The organism is Paenibacillus sp. AD87, from assembly GCF_001659845.1.
GTDB lineage: Bacteria > Bacillota > Bacilli > Paenibacillales > Paenibacillaceae > Paenibacillus > Paenibacillus marchantiae.
The window spans coordinates 3862263-3885757 of sequence record NZ_LXQN01000007.1 but is presented as its reverse complement, the minus strand read 5'-3'; the positions used below and the strand labels follow the sequence as shown (position 1 = coordinate 3885757).

At 46.8% G+C, this 23495-nt stretch carries 19 protein-coding genes; 16 read left to right on the top strand and 3 right to left on the bottom strand.

The window, feature by feature from the left end; translation table 11 throughout:
* Positions 1-12: 12 nt before the first annotated feature.
* Positions 13-342, bottom strand: coding sequence for a YtrH family sporulation protein (locus gpAD87_RS16925; RefSeq protein ID WP_024629128.1), 330 nt, complete (start codon positions 340-342; stop codon positions 13-15).
* A gap of 306 nt (positions 343-648) precedes the next feature.
* Between gpAD87_RS16925 and gpAD87_RS32590 the strand changes: the two genes are divergently transcribed.
* From gpAD87_RS32590 to gpAD87_RS16885, 8 genes are all read left to right on the top strand, one after another.
* A complete protein-coding gene (locus tag gpAD87_RS32590; RefSeq protein WP_082935150.1) occupies positions 649-4746 on the top strand; it encodes a DNA polymerase III subunit alpha in 4098 nt (1365 codons plus the stop codon).
* Between the two features lie 562 nt (positions 4747-5308).
* A complete protein-coding gene (locus gpAD87_RS16915) occupies positions 5309-5800 on the top strand; it encodes a phosphatidylglycerophosphatase A family protein (protein WP_024629130.1) in 492 nt (163 codons plus the stop codon).
* Positions 5801-6085: 285 nt separating this feature from the next.
* Positions 6086-6274 carry a hypothetical protein gene (locus gpAD87_RS16910; protein WP_017689496.1) on the top strand — a complete coding sequence of 63 codons (189 nt, stop codon included), beginning with the start codon at positions 6086-6088 and terminating at the stop codon, positions 6272-6274.
* Between the two features lie 406 nt (positions 6275-6680).
* Positions 6681-7574 carry an acetyl-CoA carboxylase, carboxyltransferase subunit beta gene (gene accD, locus gpAD87_RS16905; protein WP_063568087.1) on the top strand — a complete coding sequence of 298 codons (894 nt, stop codon included), beginning with the start codon at positions 6681-6683 and terminating at the stop codon, positions 7572-7574.
* On the top strand, positions 7575-8606 hold the full coding sequence (locus gpAD87_RS16900) for an acetyl-CoA carboxylase carboxyltransferase subunit alpha (RefSeq protein WP_064639318.1): 1032 nt from the start codon (positions 7575-7577) through the stop codon (positions 8604-8606).
* A 105-nt stretch (positions 8607-8711) separates the two neighbouring features.
* On the top strand, positions 8712-10139 hold the full coding sequence (gene pyk / locus gpAD87_RS16895) for a pyruvate kinase (RefSeq protein WP_064639316.1): 1428 nt from the start codon (positions 8712-8714) through the stop codon (positions 10137-10139).
* 130 nt (positions 10140-10269) lie between these two features.
* Positions 10270-10776, top strand: coding sequence for an acyl-CoA thioesterase (locus tag gpAD87_RS16890; protein ID WP_064639314.1), 507 nt, complete (start codon positions 10270-10272; stop codon positions 10774-10776).
* 6 nt (positions 10777-10782) lie between these two features.
* The gene (locus gpAD87_RS16885) at positions 10783-11184 is read left to right on the top strand and encodes an FxsA family protein (RefSeq protein WP_063568091.1); all 402 of its coding nucleotides are present in this window, start codon (positions 10783-10785) and stop codon (positions 11182-11184) included.
* Positions 11185-11295: 111 nt separating this feature from the next.
* On the opposite strand, the gene ytvI is transcribed toward gpAD87_RS16885, so the two are convergent.
* Positions 11296-12414, bottom strand: coding sequence for a sporulation integral membrane protein YtvI (gene ytvI, locus gpAD87_RS16880; RefSeq protein ID WP_063568092.1), 1119 nt, complete (start codon positions 12412-12414; stop codon positions 11296-11298).
* 478 nt (positions 12415-12892) lie between these two features.
* Between ytvI and citZ the strand changes: the two genes are divergently transcribed.
* The 4 genes from citZ to gpAD87_RS16860 all read left to right on the top strand — a co-directional run bounded on the left by citZ (position 12893) and on the right by gpAD87_RS16860 (position 16968).
* Positions 12893-14005: a citrate synthase gene (gene citZ / locus gpAD87_RS16875; protein ID WP_063568093.1), complete on the top strand. Its 1113-nt coding sequence runs from the start codon at positions 12893-12895 to the stop codon at positions 14003-14005.
* 149 nt (positions 14006-14154) lie between these two features.
* The gene (icd, locus tag gpAD87_RS16870; protein WP_063568094.1) at positions 14155-15447 is read left to right on the top strand and encodes an NADP-dependent isocitrate dehydrogenase; all 1293 of its coding nucleotides are present in this window, start codon (positions 14155-14157) and stop codon (positions 15445-15447) included.
* Between the two features lie 15 nt (positions 15448-15462).
* Positions 15463-16404, top strand: coding sequence for a malate dehydrogenase (gene mdh, locus gpAD87_RS16865; RefSeq protein WP_064639311.1), 942 nt, complete (start codon positions 15463-15465; stop codon positions 16402-16404).
* A gap of 138 nt (positions 16405-16542) precedes the next feature.
* Positions 16543-16968, top strand: coding sequence for a hypothetical protein (locus gpAD87_RS16860; protein ID WP_231952601.1), 426 nt, complete (start codon positions 16543-16545; stop codon positions 16966-16968).
* Positions 16969-17194: 226 nt separating this feature from the next.
* On the opposite strand, the gene gpAD87_RS16855 is transcribed toward gpAD87_RS16860, so the two are convergent.
* Positions 17195-18754, bottom strand: coding sequence for a histidine kinase N-terminal 7TM domain-containing diguanylate cyclase (locus gpAD87_RS16855; RefSeq protein WP_064639310.1), 1560 nt, complete (start codon positions 18752-18754; stop codon positions 17195-17197).
* 447 nt (positions 18755-19201) lie between these two features.
* Here gpAD87_RS16855 and gpAD87_RS16850 point away from each other — a divergent pair, with 447 nt between their 5' ends.
* From gpAD87_RS16850 to gpAD87_RS16835, 4 genes are all read left to right on the top strand, one after another.
* Complete coding sequence (locus tag gpAD87_RS16850) at positions 19202-20071, top strand: SDR family oxidoreductase (RefSeq protein WP_063568097.1); 870 nt, start codon at positions 19202-19204, stop codon at positions 20069-20071.
* 276 nt (positions 20072-20347) lie between these two features.
* Entirely contained in the window at positions 20348-20692 is a 345-nt protein-coding gene (locus gpAD87_RS16845) for a cupin domain-containing protein (RefSeq protein WP_064639308.1), read from the top strand.
* A 30-nt stretch (positions 20693-20722) separates the two neighbouring features.
* Positions 20723-22552 (top strand): two-component system histidine kinase PnpS, encoded by a 1830-nt coding sequence (gene pnpS / locus gpAD87_RS16840; protein ID WP_064639306.1) that lies wholly within the window; start codon positions 20723-20725, stop codon positions 22550-22552.
* Positions 22553-22667: 115 nt separating this feature from the next.
* A complete protein-coding gene (locus gpAD87_RS16835; protein WP_053783546.1) occupies positions 22668-23396 on the top strand; it encodes a response regulator transcription factor in 729 nt (242 codons plus the stop codon).
* The last annotated feature ends 99 nt before the right edge of the window (positions 23397-23495 follow it).

Genomic DNA, 23495 nt, shown 5'->3' with positions numbered 1-23495 from the left:
CCTGGAGTCATGCTAACCCCGTCCTCCACCGCAAACCCATTTCACCAGTTCAGTACCCATGTGGGCGCCCATAAAGGCGGATATCAGGTACAAAATTTGTTTGACTGCCGGAGACAGATTGCCGTCCAGCACGTTGCTTTCGATCACCCGCATCGGATCGATTGTACCGCCAACGGCCGCTGCGAGCGCCCAAATTTTAATTTTCCCAGCGACATCAAGCATCGTCTGTGTCGGAGGCTGGAGAGAGACCACCGCTCCTATACCTCCAATCATCGCGCCGCCCAGCACGATCCCAAACGCAATGAAGAAATCAAGAATAGCTTTGGACAAAAATGTGCTCATCCGGCAACACCCCTTTCAGACCCAGCAGCACACCTCCTGTCTTCGGTCCGTAACAGGGGGAGCGGCTTGTACTTCTATTGTATGGGCGTGCCCCCGAACGTTATGATAAAATAGAATAATAAAACGCGCTCCATTAGGATGAATCCTTATATTTCATTCATTTCATTAATAGAGCATTTTACATGAATACAGAAAACGACTTTCGGTCTGAACCGAAGGATGAAAAATACGGATAGAAGAAGACAGTGCAATAACCTGATGCAAAAAGGTTGATGCGACTGTCCATGGCGAAAGGAAGAAAAAAACATGAGTTCTTTTGTGCATTTGCACGTTCACAGTGAATATAGTTTGCTGGACGGCGCTGCGCGTATACCGGATCTCGTGAATAAAGCCGCGGATCTCGGAATGACTACGCTGGCATTGACCGACCACGGTGTAATGTATGGTGCTATTCCTTTCTATAAAGCATGCGTCGAGCGGGGAATTAAGCCGATCATTGGATGTGAGGCTTATATGACTGCCGGGTCTCGCAAAGAGCGGGGAAGCCGCAAGGATCAGCCGATCCATCATCTGATTTTACTGGCCAAAAATATGACGGGTTATCAAAATCTGATGAAACTATGCTCCATCGGACATTTGGAAGGCTTCCATTACAAACCACGTATTGATATGGAGAGTCTGGCTGCCCATCACGAGGGTATCATCTGTTTAAGTGCATGTCTGGGAGGAGAGGTTCCCCAGCATCTGCTGCATGGACGAGAGGAAGAGGCAAAGCGTGCGGCGCTGCGTTACAAAAATATTTTTGGTGCCGATTTCTATCTGGAACTGCAGGATCACGGGCTATCTGAGCAAAAAAGAGTGAACCCTCAGCTGATTCGTCTGGCAGCAGAACTGGATATTCCATTGGTGGCGACTAATGATGCGCATTATCTGTCCGAAGAGGACGCTGAGCTTCAGGATGTGTTGATCTGCATCGGAACAGGGAAAACGGTAGATGACGAGAATCGGCTGCGCATCGGAACCAATCAGCTCTATCTCAAGAGTGAACAAGAAATGGCGCGTTTGTTCCCACATGTGCCCGAGGCTTTGGAGAATACAGTTCGCATCGCGGAGTCATGTGAGTTGCAGCTCGAATTCGGCAAATCTATTTTGCCGGAGTACAGACCGCTTCCTGAAGGGAAAAGTCCTTCTGCCTATCTGCGTCAGTTGTGCGAAGAGGGAATGGAAGAACGCTATAGTGAATCATCACGTTGGACGGACTCGGAGCTCAGAGCCGAACTTGAACAGCGGCTGGATTATGAGCTCCGGGTTATAGACAGTATGGGATTCTCGGATTATTTCTTGATCGTGTGGGATTTTATCGCCTATTCTCACAGGCAGGGAATTGTTACTGGCCCGGGACGTGGCTCCTCGGCAGGTAGTCTGGTTGCCTATACCTTGCGTATTACAGACGTTGATCCCATGAAGTATAACCTGCTCTTCGAGCGGTTTTTGAATCCGGAACGGATCTCCATGCCGGATATTGATATCGACTTCAGCGATGAACGTAGGGACGAAGTCATTGAATATGTGGCGAAAAAATATGGCAAAGCCCATGTCGCCCAAATCATTACTTTTGGTACGATGGCTGCCCGTGCAGCCGTTCGGGACGTCGGACGTGCACTGAATGTGCCTTACGGCGAGGTGGACAAGGCAGCGAAGCTGATTCCTGCACAGCTTGGTATTAACATTCAGCGGGCAATGGAAGCCACCCCTGAACTAAAGGCTTTGTATGAGACCAAGCCGAAAACACGTGAATTGCTCGATATGGCCATGAAGGTGGAAGGTATGCCTCGTCATGCTTCCACACATGCGGCGGGGGTTGTCATCTCCCGTGATCCGCTGACGGATGCTGTTCCGCTTCAGGAGGGCAGTGAGGGAACGGCCTTAACGCAATATTCCATGGAAAACCTGGAGTCTATTGGACTGCTCAAAATGGACTTCCTCGGTCTGCGTACCCTTTCAATTATTGAACGCTGTCTGCGCTGGATTGGGGAAGATGGCGAAATTCCGGATTTTCGTCATATTCCGGATGACGACGCACTCACATATGAGATGCTTGGTCGAGGCGACACGATGGGGATATTCCAGCTCGAATCCGCAGGAGTGCGTCGTGTCCTGAAGGAGCTGAAGCCAAGTGTATTTGAAGATATTATTTCCGTGCTGGCCTTGTATCGTCCGGGCCCAATGGAATTCATCTCCAAATACATTCAGGGCAAACATGGACAGATCGAAGTGGATTACCCGCATGTGGATCTGGAGTCCATCCTCAAGGATACGTACGGCATCATTGTATATCAGGAACAAATTATGCAGATTGCTTCCCGGATGGCGGGCTTCTCTCTCGGCGAAGCGGATTTGCTCCGTAGAGCGGTTTCCAAGAAGAAACGGGAAGTACTGGATCTCGAACGTGGACATTTTGTTCAGGGCAGTCTTAAGCAAGGATACAGTGAAGCGGAGGCAGACCTGGTCTATGACATGATCGTCAAGTTTGCCAACTACGGTTTCCCGCGTGCTCATGCCGCTGCGTATGGCGTGCTTGCTTTCCAGACGGCTTATCTGAAAGCACATTATCCCATTCATTTTATGGCATCGATGTTAACAGCCGTTATGGGCAGTCACCGCAAAGTAGCGGAGTACGTTGTGGAATGCCGTCGCATGGATATTGAAGTACTTCCACCGGATGTGAATGAGAGCGGCATTCTGTTTACACCTGTGCTTGCATCATCCAACAGAACAAAGGCTGGACAAGCGGCGGAAACCAAACGTTTAGGGGGAGAACATGGGGAGGACGGTACAGCAAGTTCTACGATGGAACATGCCATACATGTTGATGATCATTATTCCGGACAAGCGGAGTACGGTAATGCACCTCTACCAGATGACCCGGGTCCCGCACCAGACGAAGACGGTAGTGCCTATGAGTGGCAGGCAGCAACGGCTATGCCAGAGAAGTCCGAGGATCGGATTAATTCGGGCGTAGTGACTGTTTCTACAGCAGAACGTCTGCATGGGACTGGGGAAGAGGAGTCCTCGCATTCTGAACAGCATGAAATGTCTGCTGTACAGGAGCAAGATGGATTGTCGAATCAGAACTCTGATGCAGATACTGCAACCGGGGCGATACGTTTCGGTCTGGCTGCGGTGAAAAATGTAGGTACCCAGGCGATGGAAAGTATTATGATTGTACGGCAGGAAAGACCGTTCGACAGTTTGCTCGATTTTTGTCGTCGCGTCGATTTGCGGGTATGCAACAAACGTGTAATTGAATCGCTTATTCAGGCGGGAGCTTTTGACACATTGCCCGGGCACCGTGCCCAATTACTTGCTATGCTGGATGAGACTGTGGAAGCCGCTCTGAAATGGCGCAAGGAACGCGAGGATCTGCAAATTCAATTGTTTGATTTTGTCGAGACGCCGAACTGGGAGATTGAATATCCCGAAATTCCGCCTTATTCGGGGAGTCAGCAGTTGGAGCTGGAACGTGAGCTGTTAGGTTTGTATCTATCTGGTCATCCATTAGATGACTATGAAGATGTGCTTGAATCCAGCGGCGCAGATCGCATTATGGAGCTGACGGAAGCGGCTGACGATACGATGGCCGTCGCAGCCGGGATGGTCGTGTCTGTGAAGTCGATTACGACGAAACAGGGCAAGGCTATGGCGTTCATGGAGCTGGAAGACCAGATCGAACGCTGTGAAGTGGTTCTATTTCCCGAAGTATGGCGGCGCAGCCAGCAGCATGTCGGGAAAGGTGAACTGCTCGTCGTGCGTGCCAAGGTGCAGCAGCAGGACGAAGGGTTCAAGCTGCTGGCTGAGGAAGTGGCGCCGTTGTCACCGGCGGCACTGGAACAGCAGCTGCGCAGCCGCGAGCGGCGCGGTAAGCCCGGCGGCGGCAGTGCTTCGCGCCCGGCGGCTCCGCCACGGCAGGCGAGCGGGGCGGGAGCCGGAGCTCAGCGCAGCAGCGCAGGCGTGAATGCTGGAGCTCAGACCAGCAGCGGAGGCCAGGGTCCGGCAGCGTCGCACAGCGCTGGGGGGGGATCTGGGGCGGCCGATGCGAATGGGGCCGCTTCCGTGGCTCGTCGGTCCCCTGAGGCCGCTGGCGGCACGGAGCAGAGTCGTGGGCCACGAGTGGTGGAGCAGCGGGTGTTTGTGAAGATCACCCCGCAGGCGGAGAAGCCCGAGCTTCTGGCCCGACTGAAAAAGTTGCTTCAGCAGCATTCGGGCCCGGTGGCGACGGTGCTCTTCTATGAACAGCAGCAGAAGCTGCTCGCATTGAGTGATGCCTACCGGATTAAACCTTCGCCCTCTTTGTTCTCCGAGATGGAGAAAATGCTGGGTGAGGGCACGGTCAAAATAAAATAATAGGCTGTCACGCAAGTGATTGTTTCTCGATTCAAAGCGCTAACGAATCTACCGCGCCTTAAAAGGCGGATGATCGTAAAATGCAAAATTTAACGAACTTTAGTGACGGTACTCCGGTACAAAACTGCGGCACAACTTTATAGAATGACGAAATAACATCTCTGTGATTCGTTAAACCGCAGTTCTGTGGAAATTGGAGCTAATAACGTGCGCTGGATTCGTTAGGTCCTAATCGAATAAAACTTGAAAGGTGTCTCAAGCCATGTTCATGACTTTTGGGACACCTCTCTTATTTCCAATGATGAAACCTGTTCGGCCAACTGCCGAGCAGGTTTTTTTGTATTTATTTTACCAATTCCATCAGGTATGCAGGCGAAGGAGATATTGAACGCAAGCAAGAATGTAATATGTGAATCTTTTTACATAATTTATAGGATAAGCTGACTGCCAAAGCGAATGCGTATTCCGCATTTTTTATGAACATTTTGCGAGTTTGCCGCATACACTTGAGAACACCGAAGGACCTGGGGGTCCTCGGGGGAGCGATGCGGGAGGTCGAGATATGTCATATGAAATCGTAGAAGCCATGCTGGCCCGGCGGGGTGTACAGATTGATGCAATCGCGGAAATTGTATATCGTCTGCAAAAAGGGTACCACCCGGAACTGACTATGGATGACTGTGTCACGAGTGTAAAATCGGTACTGCAGAAACGTGAGGTGCAATATACGCTGTACACAGGTATAGCCCTCGACGAGCTTGCTGAGAAACGCCTTTTGCCGCAACCTTTGCAGGCAATTATGGAGGCGGATGAATCCCTGTATGGAGTGGACGAGACTCTTGCTCTTGGCATTACCCATGTGTATGGTATGATCGGTTTAACCAGTTTTGGTTATCTGGATAAAGAAAAGATTGGTGTCATTCATGATCTGAACGAAGCAGGACCAGCTATACATGTTTTTCTGGACGACCTGGTTGCCGGGCTCGCCGCCGCTGCTTCTGCCCGAATTGCTCACAAAAATATTAAAGCCAAGAAATATCCATCGGATATCTGATTTTCTTCATTTGTGTTTTCATTCATTTGGTATCTTTTGTTTGTACAATGGAAGGTCATCCAGGGTGGCTGTTGCTGCCCTGAGCGGCCTGAAATTCCTTTTTGATAAAGAAAGTCTTAGGAACATTGCATCAACCATATCGGTTATCCTCGCGGGACAAATGTCCCTCTAGATCTCGTTTTCTCCCCAAAGGTCCCGAACCCTTCCTTGCAGAAAAAAAGTGAGGTATGTTATCATTAGTCCAATATACGGGCTCTGAACATTAGCTTAGGGGGCGGACATGGCATGTGGACGGTGATTTACATTGCACCGACAGCAAAGGTTGCGGACAAGATTAAGACCAAGCTTTCGGAAGAAGGTTTTCTGGTACAGACCCGTCCCATCAGTTTATCCAAGCAGCAATTTGAGATTCGCGTCCCTTCAGGGGAATTGGAAGAGGTTCAGGAAGTGCTGAATTCGATTCTGCATTCCTGATTCATTCGATATCAGACGTGCCTTGGCAGATGAAGAAGTACCAATGGTACATAAGGGACTGACCGCGTAAGCGGAAAGAGGAATCGACTTGCATGTATTGTATGCTGCTGTCCTTCCTTCTTTTTTTGTTAGGACAAGGACTGACCAGATTGCTCCCAGAGACCCTACCAAGACAGATTCAAACATCAGCGCAACAATCTTTCGGTTATTGCAGGTAACATCAATCGTGCTGACAGAAGCCGCTGATCCTTGCCTTATACCGGCGGATTTTTTTGTTGTGAATGCTGGACAAGGCCCATGGCAGCGTATGGGTCGTAAGCGGTTTACCGCAGCGCGCGGATGAAGTTGCTACATGCAACGGACTGCAGGTTGCGGCCATCAAATCAACGGCTGGAGAGGTGTAGTTGTGTTCAAAGATATATTCCAGAAAAAACGGAAGTACGCCACCATACCTTCCGAGCGTGCGCTTCGTGGCGAAGGTCAGGAAGCTGGAGAACGTCCAAAACGGGAAATACCTGAAGGACTTATGAACAAGTGCAGCAAATGCGGCACGATTCAATATAGCAAGGAATTGGAAAAAAACCTGAAAGTATGTCCGGCTTGCGGCTACCATATGCGTTTGAACGCAATGGAACGTATCGCCATGGTTCTAGATGAGCAAGGGTTTGTGGAGTATGACGCTGATATGGTATCAGTTGATCCACTTGAATTCCCTGGATATAGTAACAAACTGGAACAACAGCGCCTGAAGTCAGGACTGAAGGAAGCTGTCATTACGGGTGAGGGAACTTTAGAAGGTTTGCCTGTGGTTGTTGCTGTCATGAGCTTCGACTTCTTCACAGGTAGTATGGGTTCGGTTGTAGGGGAGAAAATTACCCGTGCGATTGAACATGCAACAGAGAAACGCTTACCTTTGATCATTTTCTCAACATCTGGGGGTGCCCGGATGCAAGAGAGTATTCTTAGCCTTATGCAAATGGCGAAAACTAGTGCGGCTTTGTCCCGTTTGGATGAACAGGGCGGATTGTATATTTCGGTCATTACCGATCCTACGACAGGTGGAGTTTCGGCCAGTTTTGCGAGCCTTGGTGATATCATCATCGCCGAGCCGGGAGCTGTATTTGGCTTCGCCGGTAGAATCGTCATTGAGCAGACGATCCGTCAGAAACTGCCTGATGATTTCCAGACGGCAGAATTTAATTTGCAGCACGGTCAGCTGGACATGGTGGTCCATCGTAAAGAACTTCGAGCCACCCTTGGCAAGCTTCTAGACATGCATAGTGAAAAAGGAGGGGTCTAAATGGCGGGTGAGTTGCCATATGAAGCGCCTCTGGTTGAGATGCGCAAAAAGATCGAAGAGCTCGTACAGTTTGGACAGGAAAAAGGCATCGACTTCACTGACGAAATTGCCCGCCTGGAAGAACGTTATCATAGACTCGAAGAAGAGATTTATACCGGTATAACGGCTGCCCAGAAAATGCATCTGGCGCGGCATCAGCAGCGTCCGACGGCACTGGATTTAATCCAATTGATATTTACCGATTTCATTGAGTTGCATGGCGATCGCATGTTCGGAGACGATCTGGCGGTTGTTGGCGGACTGGCGAAGCTGAACGGAAAAACAGTAACGGTCATCGGCCAACAGCGGGGGAAAGATACGAAAGATAATATCGCCCGTTTTTTTGGGAGCGCACATCCAGAAGGATTCCGAAAAGGGCTGCGTCTCATGAAGCAAGCGAACAAATTTGGTCGTCCAATTATTACATTCGTTGATACTAAAGGGGCGTATCCGGGTAATACTGCTGAAGAGAGAGGTCAATCGGAAGCTATTGCTCGTAACCTGCTGGAAATGGCGAAGCTCTCGGTGCCTGTTATTATAGTGGTCATCGGCGAAGGCGGAAGCGGCGGGGCCCTGGCTATGGCTGTGGGTAATCGTGTGTTGATGCTGGAGCATGCGATTTACTCTGCGATCTCTCCGAATGGTGCTGCATCCATTCTTTGGAAAGATGCATCCAAGGCAGATCAGGCGGCCGAAGCGATGAAAATAACGGCCAAAGACCTTCTGGAGATGGAGGTCATTGAAGAAATAATCCCTGAGCCACGCGGCGGTGCTCATCGGGATTATGAAGAATCTGCGGCTGCAATTAGCGAGGCTTTGGTTCGTCATCTGGACGAGATGAAAGGCTGGACTGGTGACCAATTGAAGCAGGATCGGTATGAGAAATTCCGTAAGATTGGATCAGTCACGTTTGAACCTGAGGTGCAAATTGAAGCCCCTCAAGTGCCTGTTGAAGTCGATCCAGCAGGTAATTTGTCGGGAAATGCTGAATGATGTGACGAATTTCCTATACAAATGAGCAAAAGTATAGTAAATTTAATAGTTGGAAAAAGAAAAAGAGATAAAAAGATAGACCTTTAAAATCGGAGGAAACCCAAAATGCGCAAAACAAAGATTGTATGTACGATTGGTCCATCCAGTGAATCATTGGAGAATACCAAAAAATTGATTATGGCCGGTATGAATGTGGCCCGTTTGAACTTCTCCCACGGTGATTTCGATGAGCACGGCGGACGGATCACAGCAATTCGCCAAGCATGCGAAGAGCTGAACAAGACAGTAGCGATCTTGCTGGACACCAAAGGACCGGAAATTCGGACAGGTAAACTCGAAGTGGAGCCAATCGAATTGGTTCAAGACGAGTACATCACTTTGACAACAGAAGAAATTCTGGGCACCAAAGAACGTCTCTCCATTACGTATGCAGATCTTCCGAGTGATGTTGAACCGGGATCTACAATTCTGATCGACGACGGTCTGATCGGACTGACTGTGGTGGAAGTACAAGGCACCGAGATCAAATGCCGTATCGTTAACGGCGGTACGATCAAAAGCAAAAAAGGTGTTAACGTTCCGGGCGTTGCCATTTCTCTGCCGGGTATTACTGAAAAAGATGCTAATGATATCGTATTTGGTATCGAGCAAGGTGTCGATTTCATCGCGGCTTCATTTGTTCGTAAAGCAAGCGACGTCCTTGAGATTCGTGAATTGCTTGAAAAACACAATGCTGGACATATCCAAATCATCTCCAAAATTGAGAACCAACAAGGTGTGGACAACCTGGATGAAATCCTTGAAGTGTCCGATGGCCTGATGGTTGCTCGTGGAGACCTGGGTGTAGAGATTCCTGCGGAAGAAGTACCATTGGTACAAAAACGCATGATCGAAAAATGTAACGTTGCAGGCAAACCGGTTATCACAGCTACACAAATGCTGGATTCCATGCAACGCAACCCGCGTCCAACACGTGCAGAAGCAAGTGACGTGGCTAATGCGATCTTCGACGGTACAGATGCAATCATGTTGTCTGGTGAAACAGCTGCTGGTAAATACCCAGTTGAATCCGTTCTGACAATGTCCCGTATTGCCGAAAAAGCAGAATCCGCTCTGCCTTACCAAGAGCTGTATTTGAAACAACGTGTTGCTCAACAAACAACAGTTACTGAAGCAATCAGCCAATCTGTTGCCCTGTCAGCTCAAGATCTGAACGCTAAAGCGATCATTACTTCGACTGAATCCGGTCATACAGCACGCATGATTTCTAAATATCGTCCAGAATCTCCAATCATCGCGGTGACAACGGAAGACAGAACTTCCCGTCGTCTTGCACTGGCTTGGGGTGTAACACCAGTCAAAGGAAGACTTGTTGATTCCACTGACGCTTTGTTTGAAAATGCTATTGAAGGCGGCGTGAAATCCGGACTTGTAAAAGAAGGAGACCTTGTTGTTATTACAGCGGGTGTACCTTTGGGTCGTTCCGGTTCCACTAACCTGATCAAAGTAAGCCAAATTCCAAACAACGTATAATTGTGTTTGGACGAGAAGCAACAGGAATGAAGCAATGGGGCGTTTGCGTCCCGTTGCTTTTTTTCCATCTTTATGACACTTTAGCGCCGCAAGATACGTAAGAATTGGTATATCGAAGGAGGCCGGTAACATGCAACAACAAAGCAATGGCAATTGGTACACGGCACGCCTTCGCGTGCGTTATCAAGAAAGTGATCAGATGGGTGTGGTCTATCACGCCAACTATTTGAATTGGTTTGAAATCGGTCGAACCGAGATGATTCGCCAAATGGGGTATACATATCGTAATATGGAGGAACAGGGGTTACTGCTTCCGGTAACCGGACTGGATGTAAAATATCATAAACCTGCCCGGTATGATGATGACATCATCATTTTCACCCGTATTACTGCATTTAGTGGTCTGCGACTGAACTATGAGTATGACATAAGGCGCATGACTCCAGACCTTAATGAGCAGTTAGGCAGCGGGCAACGAGTATGGTCATCTGAGGAGTCCCTTCCTGGTGAACGATTGGTTACAGGCTCTACCCAGCATGTATGGGTCAATGGGGACTGGAAGCCAGTCAGGCTGGATAAGGCAGCTTCTGAGCTCTACAGCGCGCTTGAGAAAGTGTGGCTTTCAGGAAAGGGGTAATACGTAATGCGAAGATGGATGTGGGCCCTGCTATTAATCATTCCGGTGATTGAACTGTTTGGTTTCATTCTTATGAGTGACTGGATTGGAGCCGGAAAGACATTGCTTCTCATGATTCTCACGTCCTTGATCGGTATAGCAATGTTGCAGTTTGAAGGACGAAAAGTACTTATTGATGCCAAATCCGAGATGGAGCGCGGTAAGGTGCCCGGAAGGAAAATGGTAGATGGACTTTTTATTTTTGTCGGTGGTTTTCTACTGTTGATCCCGGGATTTATCACAGATCTGATCGGTTTTACACTGTTGTTCCCAGTAACACGTTCAGTGTACCGTCTATTCTTCCTGGGCTGGCTGGAGAAAAAAATGAGAAACGGAAGTATTAAGTTTTATCGTGGTCCGAAAAAATAGGATATACCAGCATCAGTTAAAGAAAGGCACCCACCACCAGATTCAGTCTGATGAGCGGTGCCTTTTTTAATCTTGATTATATACGGATGACAGAAAACGGAAATCATGATTTCATCGGACACGTCCGTTAATAATATATGTTCGGAGATCACGGAACACGTTCGCTCGATTAAATGCATCAAGGATAACAAGGCTGACAGGGCCGATGATCAAACCGAGTACACCGAACAGTTTCAATCCGACAAACATGCCAACCAATGTGGCGAGAGGGTCCAATCCGACACTGCTGGCAAGCACTTTGGGTTCAATGATTTGGCGGGCAATCAGCACAATGAGATATACAATACTGATGCCGATCCCCAGGTACAGATCTCCATTCATAAGCAGGTATGCTGCCCAGGGAACCATCACCAGGCCAACCCCGAGATAAGGAAGCAGATCCACCAGACCGATGAGCAAAGCGATCGTGAAGGCAGACTTAACCTGGAGCACAAGCAATCCAATCATGACAAATAATGCGGTGATGGAGATCATGATCAACTGGGCTCGTGCATAACCGAACAGTGCTTTTTTGAGATCATTCCATATGTCGGTAATCGGTTTGCGAATGGATGAGGGTACCCAGCCTGATACGGTAATGCTGTGTCTGGTCCAACTTTTGCTAATAAAGAAAGTTGACAGCAGAACCACGATTAATACGGCTCCCATATTGGGTAGAGAAGTGAGCAGGTTCAGGATCATGTTGAAAAATCCGGTCACCAGATCCGTTACAGCTGTACCTACCGTTTCGGTTGTTTTGCTAATATTGCTGTTAATGGTCTCCTGATAGTTGGGATTTTCCTTGTAAAATTCATTGATCTGTCCAATTAAACTCTGAATTGTGTCATTCTGGGTCCAGCGGATGAACGTAGCCTTAATCTCATCAACATGAAGGTCGAAGCTCGTCGTTAGTGAAATGACTTCTTTTACCATACGGGTTACCGCAGCAGACAATACGACGACAATGGCCCCGAAATAAATGATTAGTGATAAGGTTACAGCCAGCCAGCGGGGAAATCGGGCCTTGTATTGAAGCAACTTCACCAGAGGGTTCATCGCATAAGCGATAATCCAGGCGATGGCAAAAGGATATAACAGCGGGAACAGCAGGTATATGGCAACGGCAATGAGTATGGTCGCGATAATCACCCATAAGCCGCGCAACAGGCGTTTCATTATGATTCTATCCAAGCATCAACTCTCCTTATTCCATTTCAAGCTACCATGAAGGAAGCATAGGAAGCTATCTAGTTAATATAGAGCAAATACACTGATTTGAAACGCCAGGATGTCGTCGAATTATATCTTTTCTTTTGCCTAGAGTATGCCTCATATTCACAAAATATAGCAATAAAAACTTGATTTATAGCACGGATTTATATAAAAAGAATAAAATGTCAACCTTGTTTTTGTAAAGGTTTTCAAAAATGCTTTATCGGTCCGATAAAGAAGTTTGATGTGCGGATGACCTCGCATCATGTTCACATAAACGACAAAATCCAGTATGATGAGATAAGGAAATACCGATTGACAGATATGAAAACCGGATATTGAGGTATTTATTAATTTTAAAATGTAAATGGTTACAAAAGAAGGACGAGTGCGTTTGAGCACGTAGATGACACTCTGGATGGGTTCTTGATTTCGTTTATTAAAGGAGAGATGTAATATGACAGCTACCAAAGGTCTGGAAGGCATCGTTGCAACAACCTCTTCGATCAGCTCCATTGTAGACGGTGTGCTTACATACCGTGGTTACGATATTGACGATCTGGCAGAACATGCAAGCTTTGAAGAAGTTGCCTATTTACTGTGGTTTGGTAAATTGCCAACTACGGATGAACTGAAATCCCTTCGCAAAAGCCTGAGCGATTACGCGCCGATTCCGAGCGAGTTGATTGCACAAATCCAATTGTATCCGAAAAACATGAGTACCATGGCAGCACTGCGTTCCGCGGTATCCGCACTGGCTCTGTACGATGAGCAGGCTGACGAGATGACAGCGGAAGCGAACGAGAACAAAGCGGTTAAGCTGCAAGCGCAGTTGCCAACCATTGTGGCAGCCATAGCCCGTATCCGTCAGGGCAAAGAACCTGTGGCTCCAAAAGAAGGCGCTTCCATCGCAGAAAACTTTTTATATATGATGACTGGAGAACAACCAGCCGAGACCGCTGTTAAAGCCCTTGATCAAGCGCTTGTCCTGCATGCGGATCACGAGTTGAACGCTTCTACATTTGCAGCACGTGTAACAGTAGCTACGCTTTCCGACATCTATTCGGGAGTAACTTCTGCGATTGGCGCATTGAAGGGGCCATTGCATGGCGGTGCAAATGAAGCCGTTATGAAAATGCTGAATGAGATTGGAACACCTGATCGTCTGGAAGCAGCTATTCAAGAAAAATTGAACAACCGTGAGAAGATCATGGGCTTTGGACACCGTGTCTACAAAAATGGAGACCCACGTGCGAAACATCTGCAAAAGATGTCCAAGGAACTGGGTGAAATGAACAACGATACACGCCTGTACGATATGTCAGTGAAGATCGAAGAACTGGTGACAGGACAAAAAGGTCTGAAACCAAATGTAGATTTCTATTCCGCTTCCGTATATACCCAATTAGGTATTGAAGAGGTCCTGTTTACACCGATCTTTGCGATTAGCCGGGTATCAGGTTGGACTGCTCATATTCTGGAACAGCTTGCGGATAACCGTATTATTCGTCCGCGTGCCGAGTACACAGGCCCAACAGATCAGAAGTACGTTTCAATCGAACTTCGCTAATGGCATCAAAACCAGTATAATAAAAAGGACGGGGTGAAGGGGTGTAACATGTTGGCTCAAATTAGCAGCACGTTCATAACCCTTCCTCCAATAAGACAAGCGGTGTGTTATCATACTGCATCTACGAAACCCAAGGAGGAATTATACTAATGAAATTAGAAAAATTTGCTCACCCAACTGAAGGCGAAAAAATTCAAATTGATAACGGTACACTGCAAGTACCTAATAACCCGATCATTCCATTTATCGAAGGTGACGGTACAGGCCGTGACATCTGGAAAGCTTCCAAACGTGTATTGGATGCAGCTGTTGAAAAAGCATATGACGGCAACAAAAAAATCGCATGGTATGAAGTGTTTGCTGGACAAAAAGCATTCGATACATACGGGGAGTGGCTACCAAACGATACGCTTGAAGCTATTCGCGAGTATATCGTAGCGATCAAAGGACCATTGACTACACCAATCGGCGGCGGAATTCGTTCCCTGAACGTAGCGCTTCGTCAAGAACTGGATCTGTACACTTGCTTGCGTCCTGTTCGTTATTTCGATGGTGTACCTTCTCCGGTTAAACGTCCTGAGTTGGTAGACATGGTCATTTTCCGTGAGAATACGGAAGATATCTATGCAGGTATTGAATACGCAGAAGGTTCAGAAGAAGTGAAAAAAGTAATCCAATTCCTGCAACAGGAGATGGGTGCAAACAAAATCCGCTTCCCTGAAACTTCCGGTATTGGTATCAAGCCAGTTTCCTCCGAAGGTTCCAAACGTTTGGTACGTGCAGCAGTACAATATGCCATCGATCACAACCGTAAGAGCGTTACATTGGTACACAAAGGCAATATCATGAAATTTACAGAAGGTGCCTTCAAAAACTGGGGTTATGAAGTTGCTGAAGACGAGTTCGCTGACAAAGTGTTCACTTGGGCACAATACGATATCATTAAAGAAAAAGACGGTACGGATGCAGCTAATGCAGCTCAAAAAGCAGCTGAAGATGCTGGCAAAATCATCGTGAAAGATGCTATTGCCGATATCGCTCTGCAACAAGTATTGACTCGTCCAGGTGAGTTCGATGTAATCGCAACGTTGAACCTGAACGGTGACTATCTGTCCGATGCACTGGCTGCACAAGTTGGCGGAATTGGTATCGCTCCAGGAGCGAACATCAACTATGTAACAGGACATGCTATCTTCGAAGCTACTCACGGTACTGCACCTAAATATGCAGACAAAGATGTCGTGAACCCTGGTTCCGTTATTTTGTCCGGCGTAATGTTGCTTGAGCACCTGGGATGGCAAGAAGCGGCTAACCTGATCTACAAAGGTATGGAAACATCCATCAACAACAAAACAGTAACTTATGACTTTGCACGTCTGATGGACGGCGCTACTGAAGTGAAATGTTCTGAATTTGCTGATCAAATCATTAAAAACCTGTAAGGGGAGATGTGAATCGTGACTATTCAGCGCAAAAAAATCACAGTAGTCGGCGCCGGTTTTACCGGAGCTACAACGGCTTTGATGCTTGCCCAAAAAGAACTCGGGGATGTTATTCTGGTTGATATTCCGCAATTGGAAAACCCGACTAAAGGTAAAGCGCTCGACATGTGGGAAGCTAGTCCTGTTCAGGGCTTCGACAGCAATATCGTCGGTACTTCCAACTACGAGGATACTGCAGGTTCGGAGATTGTTATTATTACGGCAGGTATTGCCCGTAAACCAGGTATGAGCCGTGATGATCTGGTCAACACGAATGCAGGAATCGTGAAGTCTGTTTGTGAAAATGTGAAAAAATATTGCCCTGATTCCATCGTCATTATTCTAAGCAACCCGGTAGATGCAATGACATATGCAGCTTATCAGACGCTTGGTTTCCCTAAAAACCGCGTAATCGGCCAGTCCGGTGTTCTGGATACTGCACGTTATTGCACATTCATTGCACAAGAGCTGAATGTATCGGTTGAAGACATCCGTGGATTCGTTCTTGGCGGCCACGGAGACGATATGGTACCACTCGTTCGTTATTCCAGCGTTGGCGGTATTCCAATCGATACCCTCATCCCGGCAGAGCGCATTGAAGCCATCGTACAACGCACACGTGTTGGCGGGGGTGAGATCGTTAACCTGCTCGGAAACGGCAGCGCATATTATGCACCAGCAGCTTCATTGGTGCAAATGACCGAAGCCATTTTGAAAGACAAAAAACGAATCATTCCGGTTATTGCTTACCTTGAAGGGGAATATGGCTACAACGACTTGTTCCTTGGTGTGCCAACCGTTCTGGGTGGTAACGGAATTGAGAAAATATTTGAACTGGAACTGACTGCGGAAGAAAAAGCGGGACTCGACAAATCTGCGGATTCGGTTCGTAACGTCATTTCAGTAGTTAACTTGTAAGTTTGAAAACTTTTTGACAGGAACAGACAGAAAACCTTCGGATCATCCGGAGGTTTTCTTTTCTTTGGATAAGTTCCCCAGTATAATGAGATGTGATGTATAGCACACTGACTGAAATTTCTGAGGAGGATGGACATTTTGACAATGATTATGTATTTGCTCCATATTATTGGAGCACTGGCGATGGGCTTCTATCTGATCTTGCCATTCGTTGTGGGCAAAATCCGTACATTGAGTGCTGCCGCTCAAGAGGGAGCATTTGCATCGCTCCGTTCATTAAACCGTATCGCACAGTACGGACTTGTAATTCAGCTTCTTACGGGTGGTTACTTGATGACCAAGGGTGAGTATTCCTATCTGTGGATGGGCGTGGTAGTGGTTCTGTTGCTGGCTATTGCAGCAATCGGTGGCATTATGGGTAAACCGTTACGCTTGGCAGCAGAGGCTGTGAAAAGCAATCGTGATGTCAGTGCAGAACAAAGTAAGATTCGTATGTTCAGCACATTGCTTGCCGTATTCCTGCTCATTATGGTGTATCTGATGGTGAACAACCAAGTGATCTAACAATAGCTGCGAACGAGTTTTATTTGAGAGCTGAACTTAAAGCGTTTGCACTTCAAACGTTGGGACAAGCTGAATAAGAAAGTAAGGTCTTGAACCGTATTGAAATAGACAGCCCAGAGGCTGTCTATTTTTGTTCGCTCCGTCTGGGGTGATGTCTGACAACCAACAAGGTGCTAGTGTTGAAATAACGGCATATATGGCTCACGTAGTTAAACGCTACATTTAGTTAACTCAGGCTCACAGCGTGGGCAAATACGGTGTTACGGCCGTTACGCTTGGACTCATATAGTGCCGTATCGGCATCACGAAGCAAGGATTCCAGAGAATCGGACCCTCCATTATATTGTGCCACTCCGAAGCTTGAAGTCAGTGGAATACGAGTACCTTGTACCTCCAGCGGGTCATTCAACAAAGCCACGCGTAACTTCTCAGCAAGCTGCTCACCGTCTTGGAGGGAGGCATTGGGTACCGCGATAACAAACTCCTCTCCTCCATAACGTGCAAACAACATCTCCGAATTCAGATAACGATTACATACAGAGACCACATGAATGATGGCCTGATCCCCAACGTCATGTCCATAGGTGTCATTAATTCGTTTGAAATGATCAATGTCAAATAATATAAAGGCCGTCGGCCGCAGATTAAGCTGGGCTTCACTCAGTATCTCTCGACCTCTAAGCAGGAACTGTGTGCGGTTATATATTTTGGTGAGACCATCGAAGTAAGCCAGTTGCTTCAATTGTTCTTGTAGGAAACGTTGCTCTGTAATATCAATCAGCATAATCAGTGTGCCAACGGCTTGTCCTTCTTTGTTATACACATAAGAGGTTCTCACCTGATAACAGACGGTCTCTCCGTTCAATTGCCAGTACAGATCGGTTTGCAGACCTTCTCGGCCATATTCCACTGGAAAGGTCTCACCGGCAAGCGACAGCCATACATCGTTAAGGTGTTGACCCACCATGCTGAAATCAAGTTCTGGCAGCATATCACGCAGAGATTTGTTGTAATCGACGAGACGATTGGAACTATCCAGCACAATAACGCCTTCACGCATGCTCTCAAAGATACTATCTTTGGCGATAGGTACGATGGTTAGCAGTCGGGAGGATAGAATAGCCCAGATATACATTGCAGATGTAATGCACATGAGAACCGGAACAGGATCCATACCACCTGGGGTCAGACCAAGTAAATACACAAATGCCGCTACCATGGGAATAAGCTGTGAAGTGATCAGTGTGAGTAACTGACGACGATACATCTTTTTGGTATGTTTCCATTGTCCGACGAGAATAAGGCAGGCACATAACAGACAGGAAAAGGTGAATGCACCATGAACAACGTACCATTGCCCTACGGCAATATCCATTAGAGGGACGGAACTGTCTTCTCTTAACCATACTCTTTTATAGAAAAGATGATGAAAATCATTTGTTGCCACCATGAACAAGGTAATGGAAGGGATTACAAACAGTGCAGCAGAAGCTTTTTTGGATAACGTTTTACCCGTGTATTGCATCATGAGCATCAGCCCAAGAGAGGCGGAGAAAGGCATACCGATGTATTCGACGACCGTCCAGAATTTCATCTGCTCCAGTGTATTGCTGGCGAGTTCAATCGCGTAACCGAAGGTGTAAACCGACAGAGCTGCTGTATAGAGAATGAATATTTTCGAACTGGGGATTTCTGCTCTTCTAACATAAGTATATAAACACAGAAAAACATTCAGCACAGCTGAAGTTGCTACAAGTGTTATATAAGAATTAATGTGCGATTCCATGGGTTTGGTCTCCATATTAGATCAGAATATTTGCTTAGTTGGGAAGCATGACTGCATGACCGCGCTTCATCCAAACTGGATTAATTTTATTTAAAGCTTATCTGTATACTGTACATTGTACATCAGCCCATACGGCATAGGAATACAATTTGGTTGGTGAATCCGTTCAATTTCGATAAAATTTTCGAATGATTGGCATAATAGGTCGAATTCAATGCGGCTTTGCCTCAGTTGACAGCATGTCTGCGAGAAACGATAAAGAAACAGCCATTAGAGTATTGGGAATTTTTCTGTTTAACCGCCAAAAGCGAGTGGTAAGTATGTATCGAGGCAAGAGACAGTGACTTTGGAGCATGAGCATTGGAAAAGGGAATAATCTGTATTGTTCATGCCATCCTACAGAATGAATCTGAATCAGGAATTCCATTTTGAGAGGAGAAATGCCAGATGTCAACCGACACACAAAACAAAAAGACGATGCCTGCCCAACATCAGGATCAGCGCCCGGGTATCGAATCGGAGATGCACCCCAAACCAGAGTTTGAGAAACCTGAATATAAAGCAGCCGGTAAATTGTTAGATAAGGTTGCTCTGATCACGGGTGGAGACAGTGGAATTGGACGTGCTGTTGCCGTTACATATGCGAAGGAAGGCGCGGATGTAGCGATTGTATACCTGAGTGAGCATGAGGATGCAGAAGAGACCAAGCGTCAGGTCGAACAGGAAGGACGCAAATGCATATTGATTCCTGGTGATATTGGTGACAATGCCTTTGCCAAGAAATCCGTGCAGCAGACGGTGGATCAACTAGGCAAGCTGGATATTGTCGTGAATAATGCAGCGGAGCAGCATCCCCAGCAGCAGCTGGAGGATATTACTCCAGAACAGCTGGAGCGTACGTTCCGCACAAATATTTTCGGCATGTTTTATATTACACAGGCTGCTCTGCCACATCTTAAGAAAGGCAGTACAATCATTAATACAACCTCCATTACCGCATATCGCGGAAATCCGACGTTAATTGATTATTCATCTACGAAAGGAGCTATCACTTCTTTTACACGCTCTTTGTCGATGAACGTTGTGGAGAAGGGAATTCGTGTGAATGCTGTCGCTCCAGGGCCGATTTGGACCCCGCTCATTCCATCCACATTTGATGAGAAAAAGGTGAGTGAATTTGGTGCTACTCAGCCGATGAAACGTCCAGGGCAACCGGATGAACTGGCGCCGGCCTACGTGTATCTCGCTTCGGATGATTCTTCCTACGTGAGCGGTCAGGTGATGCACGTTAATGGCGGCGAAGTGGTCAACGGATAATCCATTGACGACGTATTTCAAATGAAGGCGTATCGTTACCAGCATGACTGGTCGGTACGTCTTTTTTTCAATGAGCATATAGCGGAATGGATATGATTTTGATCCGGTTTACAAAAGTCAGGATCGGCGTTGATACAACCATGATATTTTATCATTAGGCTTGCCTAGGGATAGTTCTAGAACAATCGCCGGTTTGCAGCATATCAAAAATGAGAGGGTCTCCATGCTATCTGTGATATGATATAGACCGAACAAGTAAGCTTCGGAGGCGGTCACATGAAGATTAGCAAACAAAATGCGGCACACTATATATGGGGTGGACAGTGCGATGGTTGGTATCTCGTTCAAAATGAAACACTGAGCATTATTCATGAACGTATGCCTGCAGGAACTTCTGAAACCCGGCACTACCATTCGATAAGTCGTCAGTTTTTCTTTATTCTTAGCGGTGAGGCTTGTATGGAACTTAACGGGGAAGAGTTTGTGCTTGAACTCCATGAAGGGATAGAAATTGCGTCGGGCATGCCACATCAGATGCAGAATCGGGGCGAAGCAGACGTAGAATTTCTTGTCATTTCACAACCCACCACTCGTGGTGATCGAATAGAAATGGATATGTAATTATTAATTTTATAACAAAGGAAGAGATAGATGAGACCGTTCCGAATTCGCCTTGCCATCATTATGATGGTGCTGATCGGTATTTCCGTCATTGTGGCGGGGTATACGATGGGTAGAGTTTTTAAGACTACTCACATTAATGCACTGGAGCAAACGATGGTGCGTGAGATCAACTTGCTAAAAGCAACGTTCCCGTTCCATGATGCAACCAATCCAAAAAATGCAGAAACACAGAAATATTACTCAGAACGTGCGGTAGAACTGGATCGACTGACGGATTCACGGGTAACTTTTATCAATAAAGACGGAACGGTCATTGGCGACTCGGAGAGCGATCCCAATTCAATGGACAACCACTTGAACCGTCAGGAGATTAAAGAAGCAGTTGGGCAAAATTATGGTCAGTCGATTCGTTATAGTGCAACACTTGGACAGGATATGCTGTATGTGGCGCTACCTGTGAATTCGGATCAAAGCGACATGATCGAGTTACCCAGTGGGAAATTTGATGGTTACATTCGACTATCCATGAGTCTTGAAGCTGTTGATCAGGGTCTTCAGCAGGGCTGGATTTTGATGTTCTTCACCTTGGGCCTTCTGTTCCTGATTGTGGCTCTGGTAAGTTACCGGGTTGCGCGGGGACTGACATCGCCCATTGAGCATATTACGAAGGTGGCTCACCGGATCACCAAGCTGGATTATGATGCTAGAGTGGATGTAACTCGTAATGATGAGATCGGTCAACTGGGACTTGCCATTAACGGAATGGCAGACAGCCTTCAGATGCAACTGAAGACGATCAGGGATAATGAAGCGCTGCTGCAAAGTGTGCTTGCCAACATGACGGGCGGCATTATTATGATTGATGCTGGTCAATCTATTGCGCTGGTCAATCGGGAAGCGGAGCGTATGCTTGGCATTCAGGCAGAGCGGGTTACTGGCAAACCGTATATTGAATTAAAGCGGCATTATGAGCTGACACGCACGATTGAAGAGAGTGTTGCATTACGAGAACCGATGCATGAAGAAGTAAGTGTGTTCAATCCGGTCGAAAAATTAATTCGGATTGATGGAGTACCGATGTCCGAAGATGACGGCGCTTATCGGGGGATGCTCTTCCTCCTGCAGGATGTCACGGCGATTCGCAGGCTGGAATCAATGCGCAGTGAGTTCGTCGCGAATGTATCTCATGAACTCAAAACGCCGGTGGCTGCGGTCAAAGGTTTTGCCGAAACACTTCTCAGCGGCGGGGTACAGGACAAAGAGACGGAGCGTTCATTCCTGCAGATTATCTATGATGAAGGCGACAGATTGAACCGATTAATCGGAGATATTCTGGAGTTGTCCAAAATTGAGTCTAAACGGGCTCCCCTGCAGTGTTCACCTGTGCATGTGCATTCGTTCTTCGAGATGGTTCTAGGTACCCTGTCCAAGGTGGCGGAGAAGAAAGAGATTCGCCTGGAGATGAATGTTCCCGAAGAATTGTATATTGAAGCTGATGAGGATAAAATGAAGCAGATCTTTATTAATCTGTTATCCAACGGCATTAATTACACTCCTGAGGGCGGACGGGTAAAATTACAAGTGTCGGTTGAACATAATGAGGACGAAGAAGAAGTTGTATTTGCAGTATCCGACACAGGAATTGGTATTCCAAAGAAAGATTTGCCGCGGATTTTTGAACGCTTCTATCGGGTGGACAAGGGCAGATCCCGTAACTCGGGAGGCACTGGACTTGGACTTTCAATTGTGAAACATCTGGTAGAATTGCACCATGGCAAACTGTCTGTAGAGAGTGAACTTGGCATGGGGACTACGTTTCGTGTTATCCTTCCATTAATTCAGGATGAAGAAATCTAGTGCGATGGAAGTGAAATGTAAAAGGAATGTGCTGTTTTACACAGAGTTAACAATTAGGTGCTATGATAATGAAAGTGTTGTGGCAACAGACAACCTATAGGAGAGAAGGGGTATCATGGCGCAGCGTTTGCTCGTTATTGAAGATGAACCAACATTATCAAGATTGCTTACGTACAACCTGACACAAGAGGGCTATGATGTTATTGCTGAGGATCACGGATCTTCAGGTTATGATCGGGCGTTGTCCCAGGAGTTTGATCTGATTCTGCTGGATCTGATGCTTCCTGGAATGAATGGTCTGGATATTCTGAATAAGTTACGAATTCAGGGTGTTAGCACTCCGGTCATTATTCTCACAGCCAAAAACGGTGAAGCCGAAGTTGTACAAGGCTTAAAATCAGGTGCCGATGATTATATTACGAAGCCATTTGGTGTATCCGAATTGCTTGCTCGCGTAGATGCAGTGTTAAGACGTTATTCGAACGGTGAAGATTTGCCGCAACCAGAGGATAAAGACGGTTCCCGTATTATTCTGGGAGAGCTTGAGATTTATCCTTTGAAGTATGAAGTGACACTGGGTGGACAATCCATCAGTCTTCGTCCCAAGGAGTTCGAGGTACTGCTTTATCTGGCTAAGAAGCCAGGTGTTGTGCTTACACGGGATGACCTGATGAATGCGGTCTGGGGCTTCGATTATATCGGAGGACAGCGCACGGTGGACGTTCATGTCAGTTCATTGCGGAAAAAGTTGGAGCTGGACCCGGAATCGGTTCATATTGATTCGATTCGCGGTGTAGGTTATAAATTGGTTGTAAAAAGAAAAACTCCCCATCATTCAAGTTAACAATGATCGGGGAGTTTTTTTTACATTCCGTTAACATAAACAATTATTTTCCTTTACGTATAGGGAGTAGGATGAAGCTGTCTGAGTGATACTTTATAC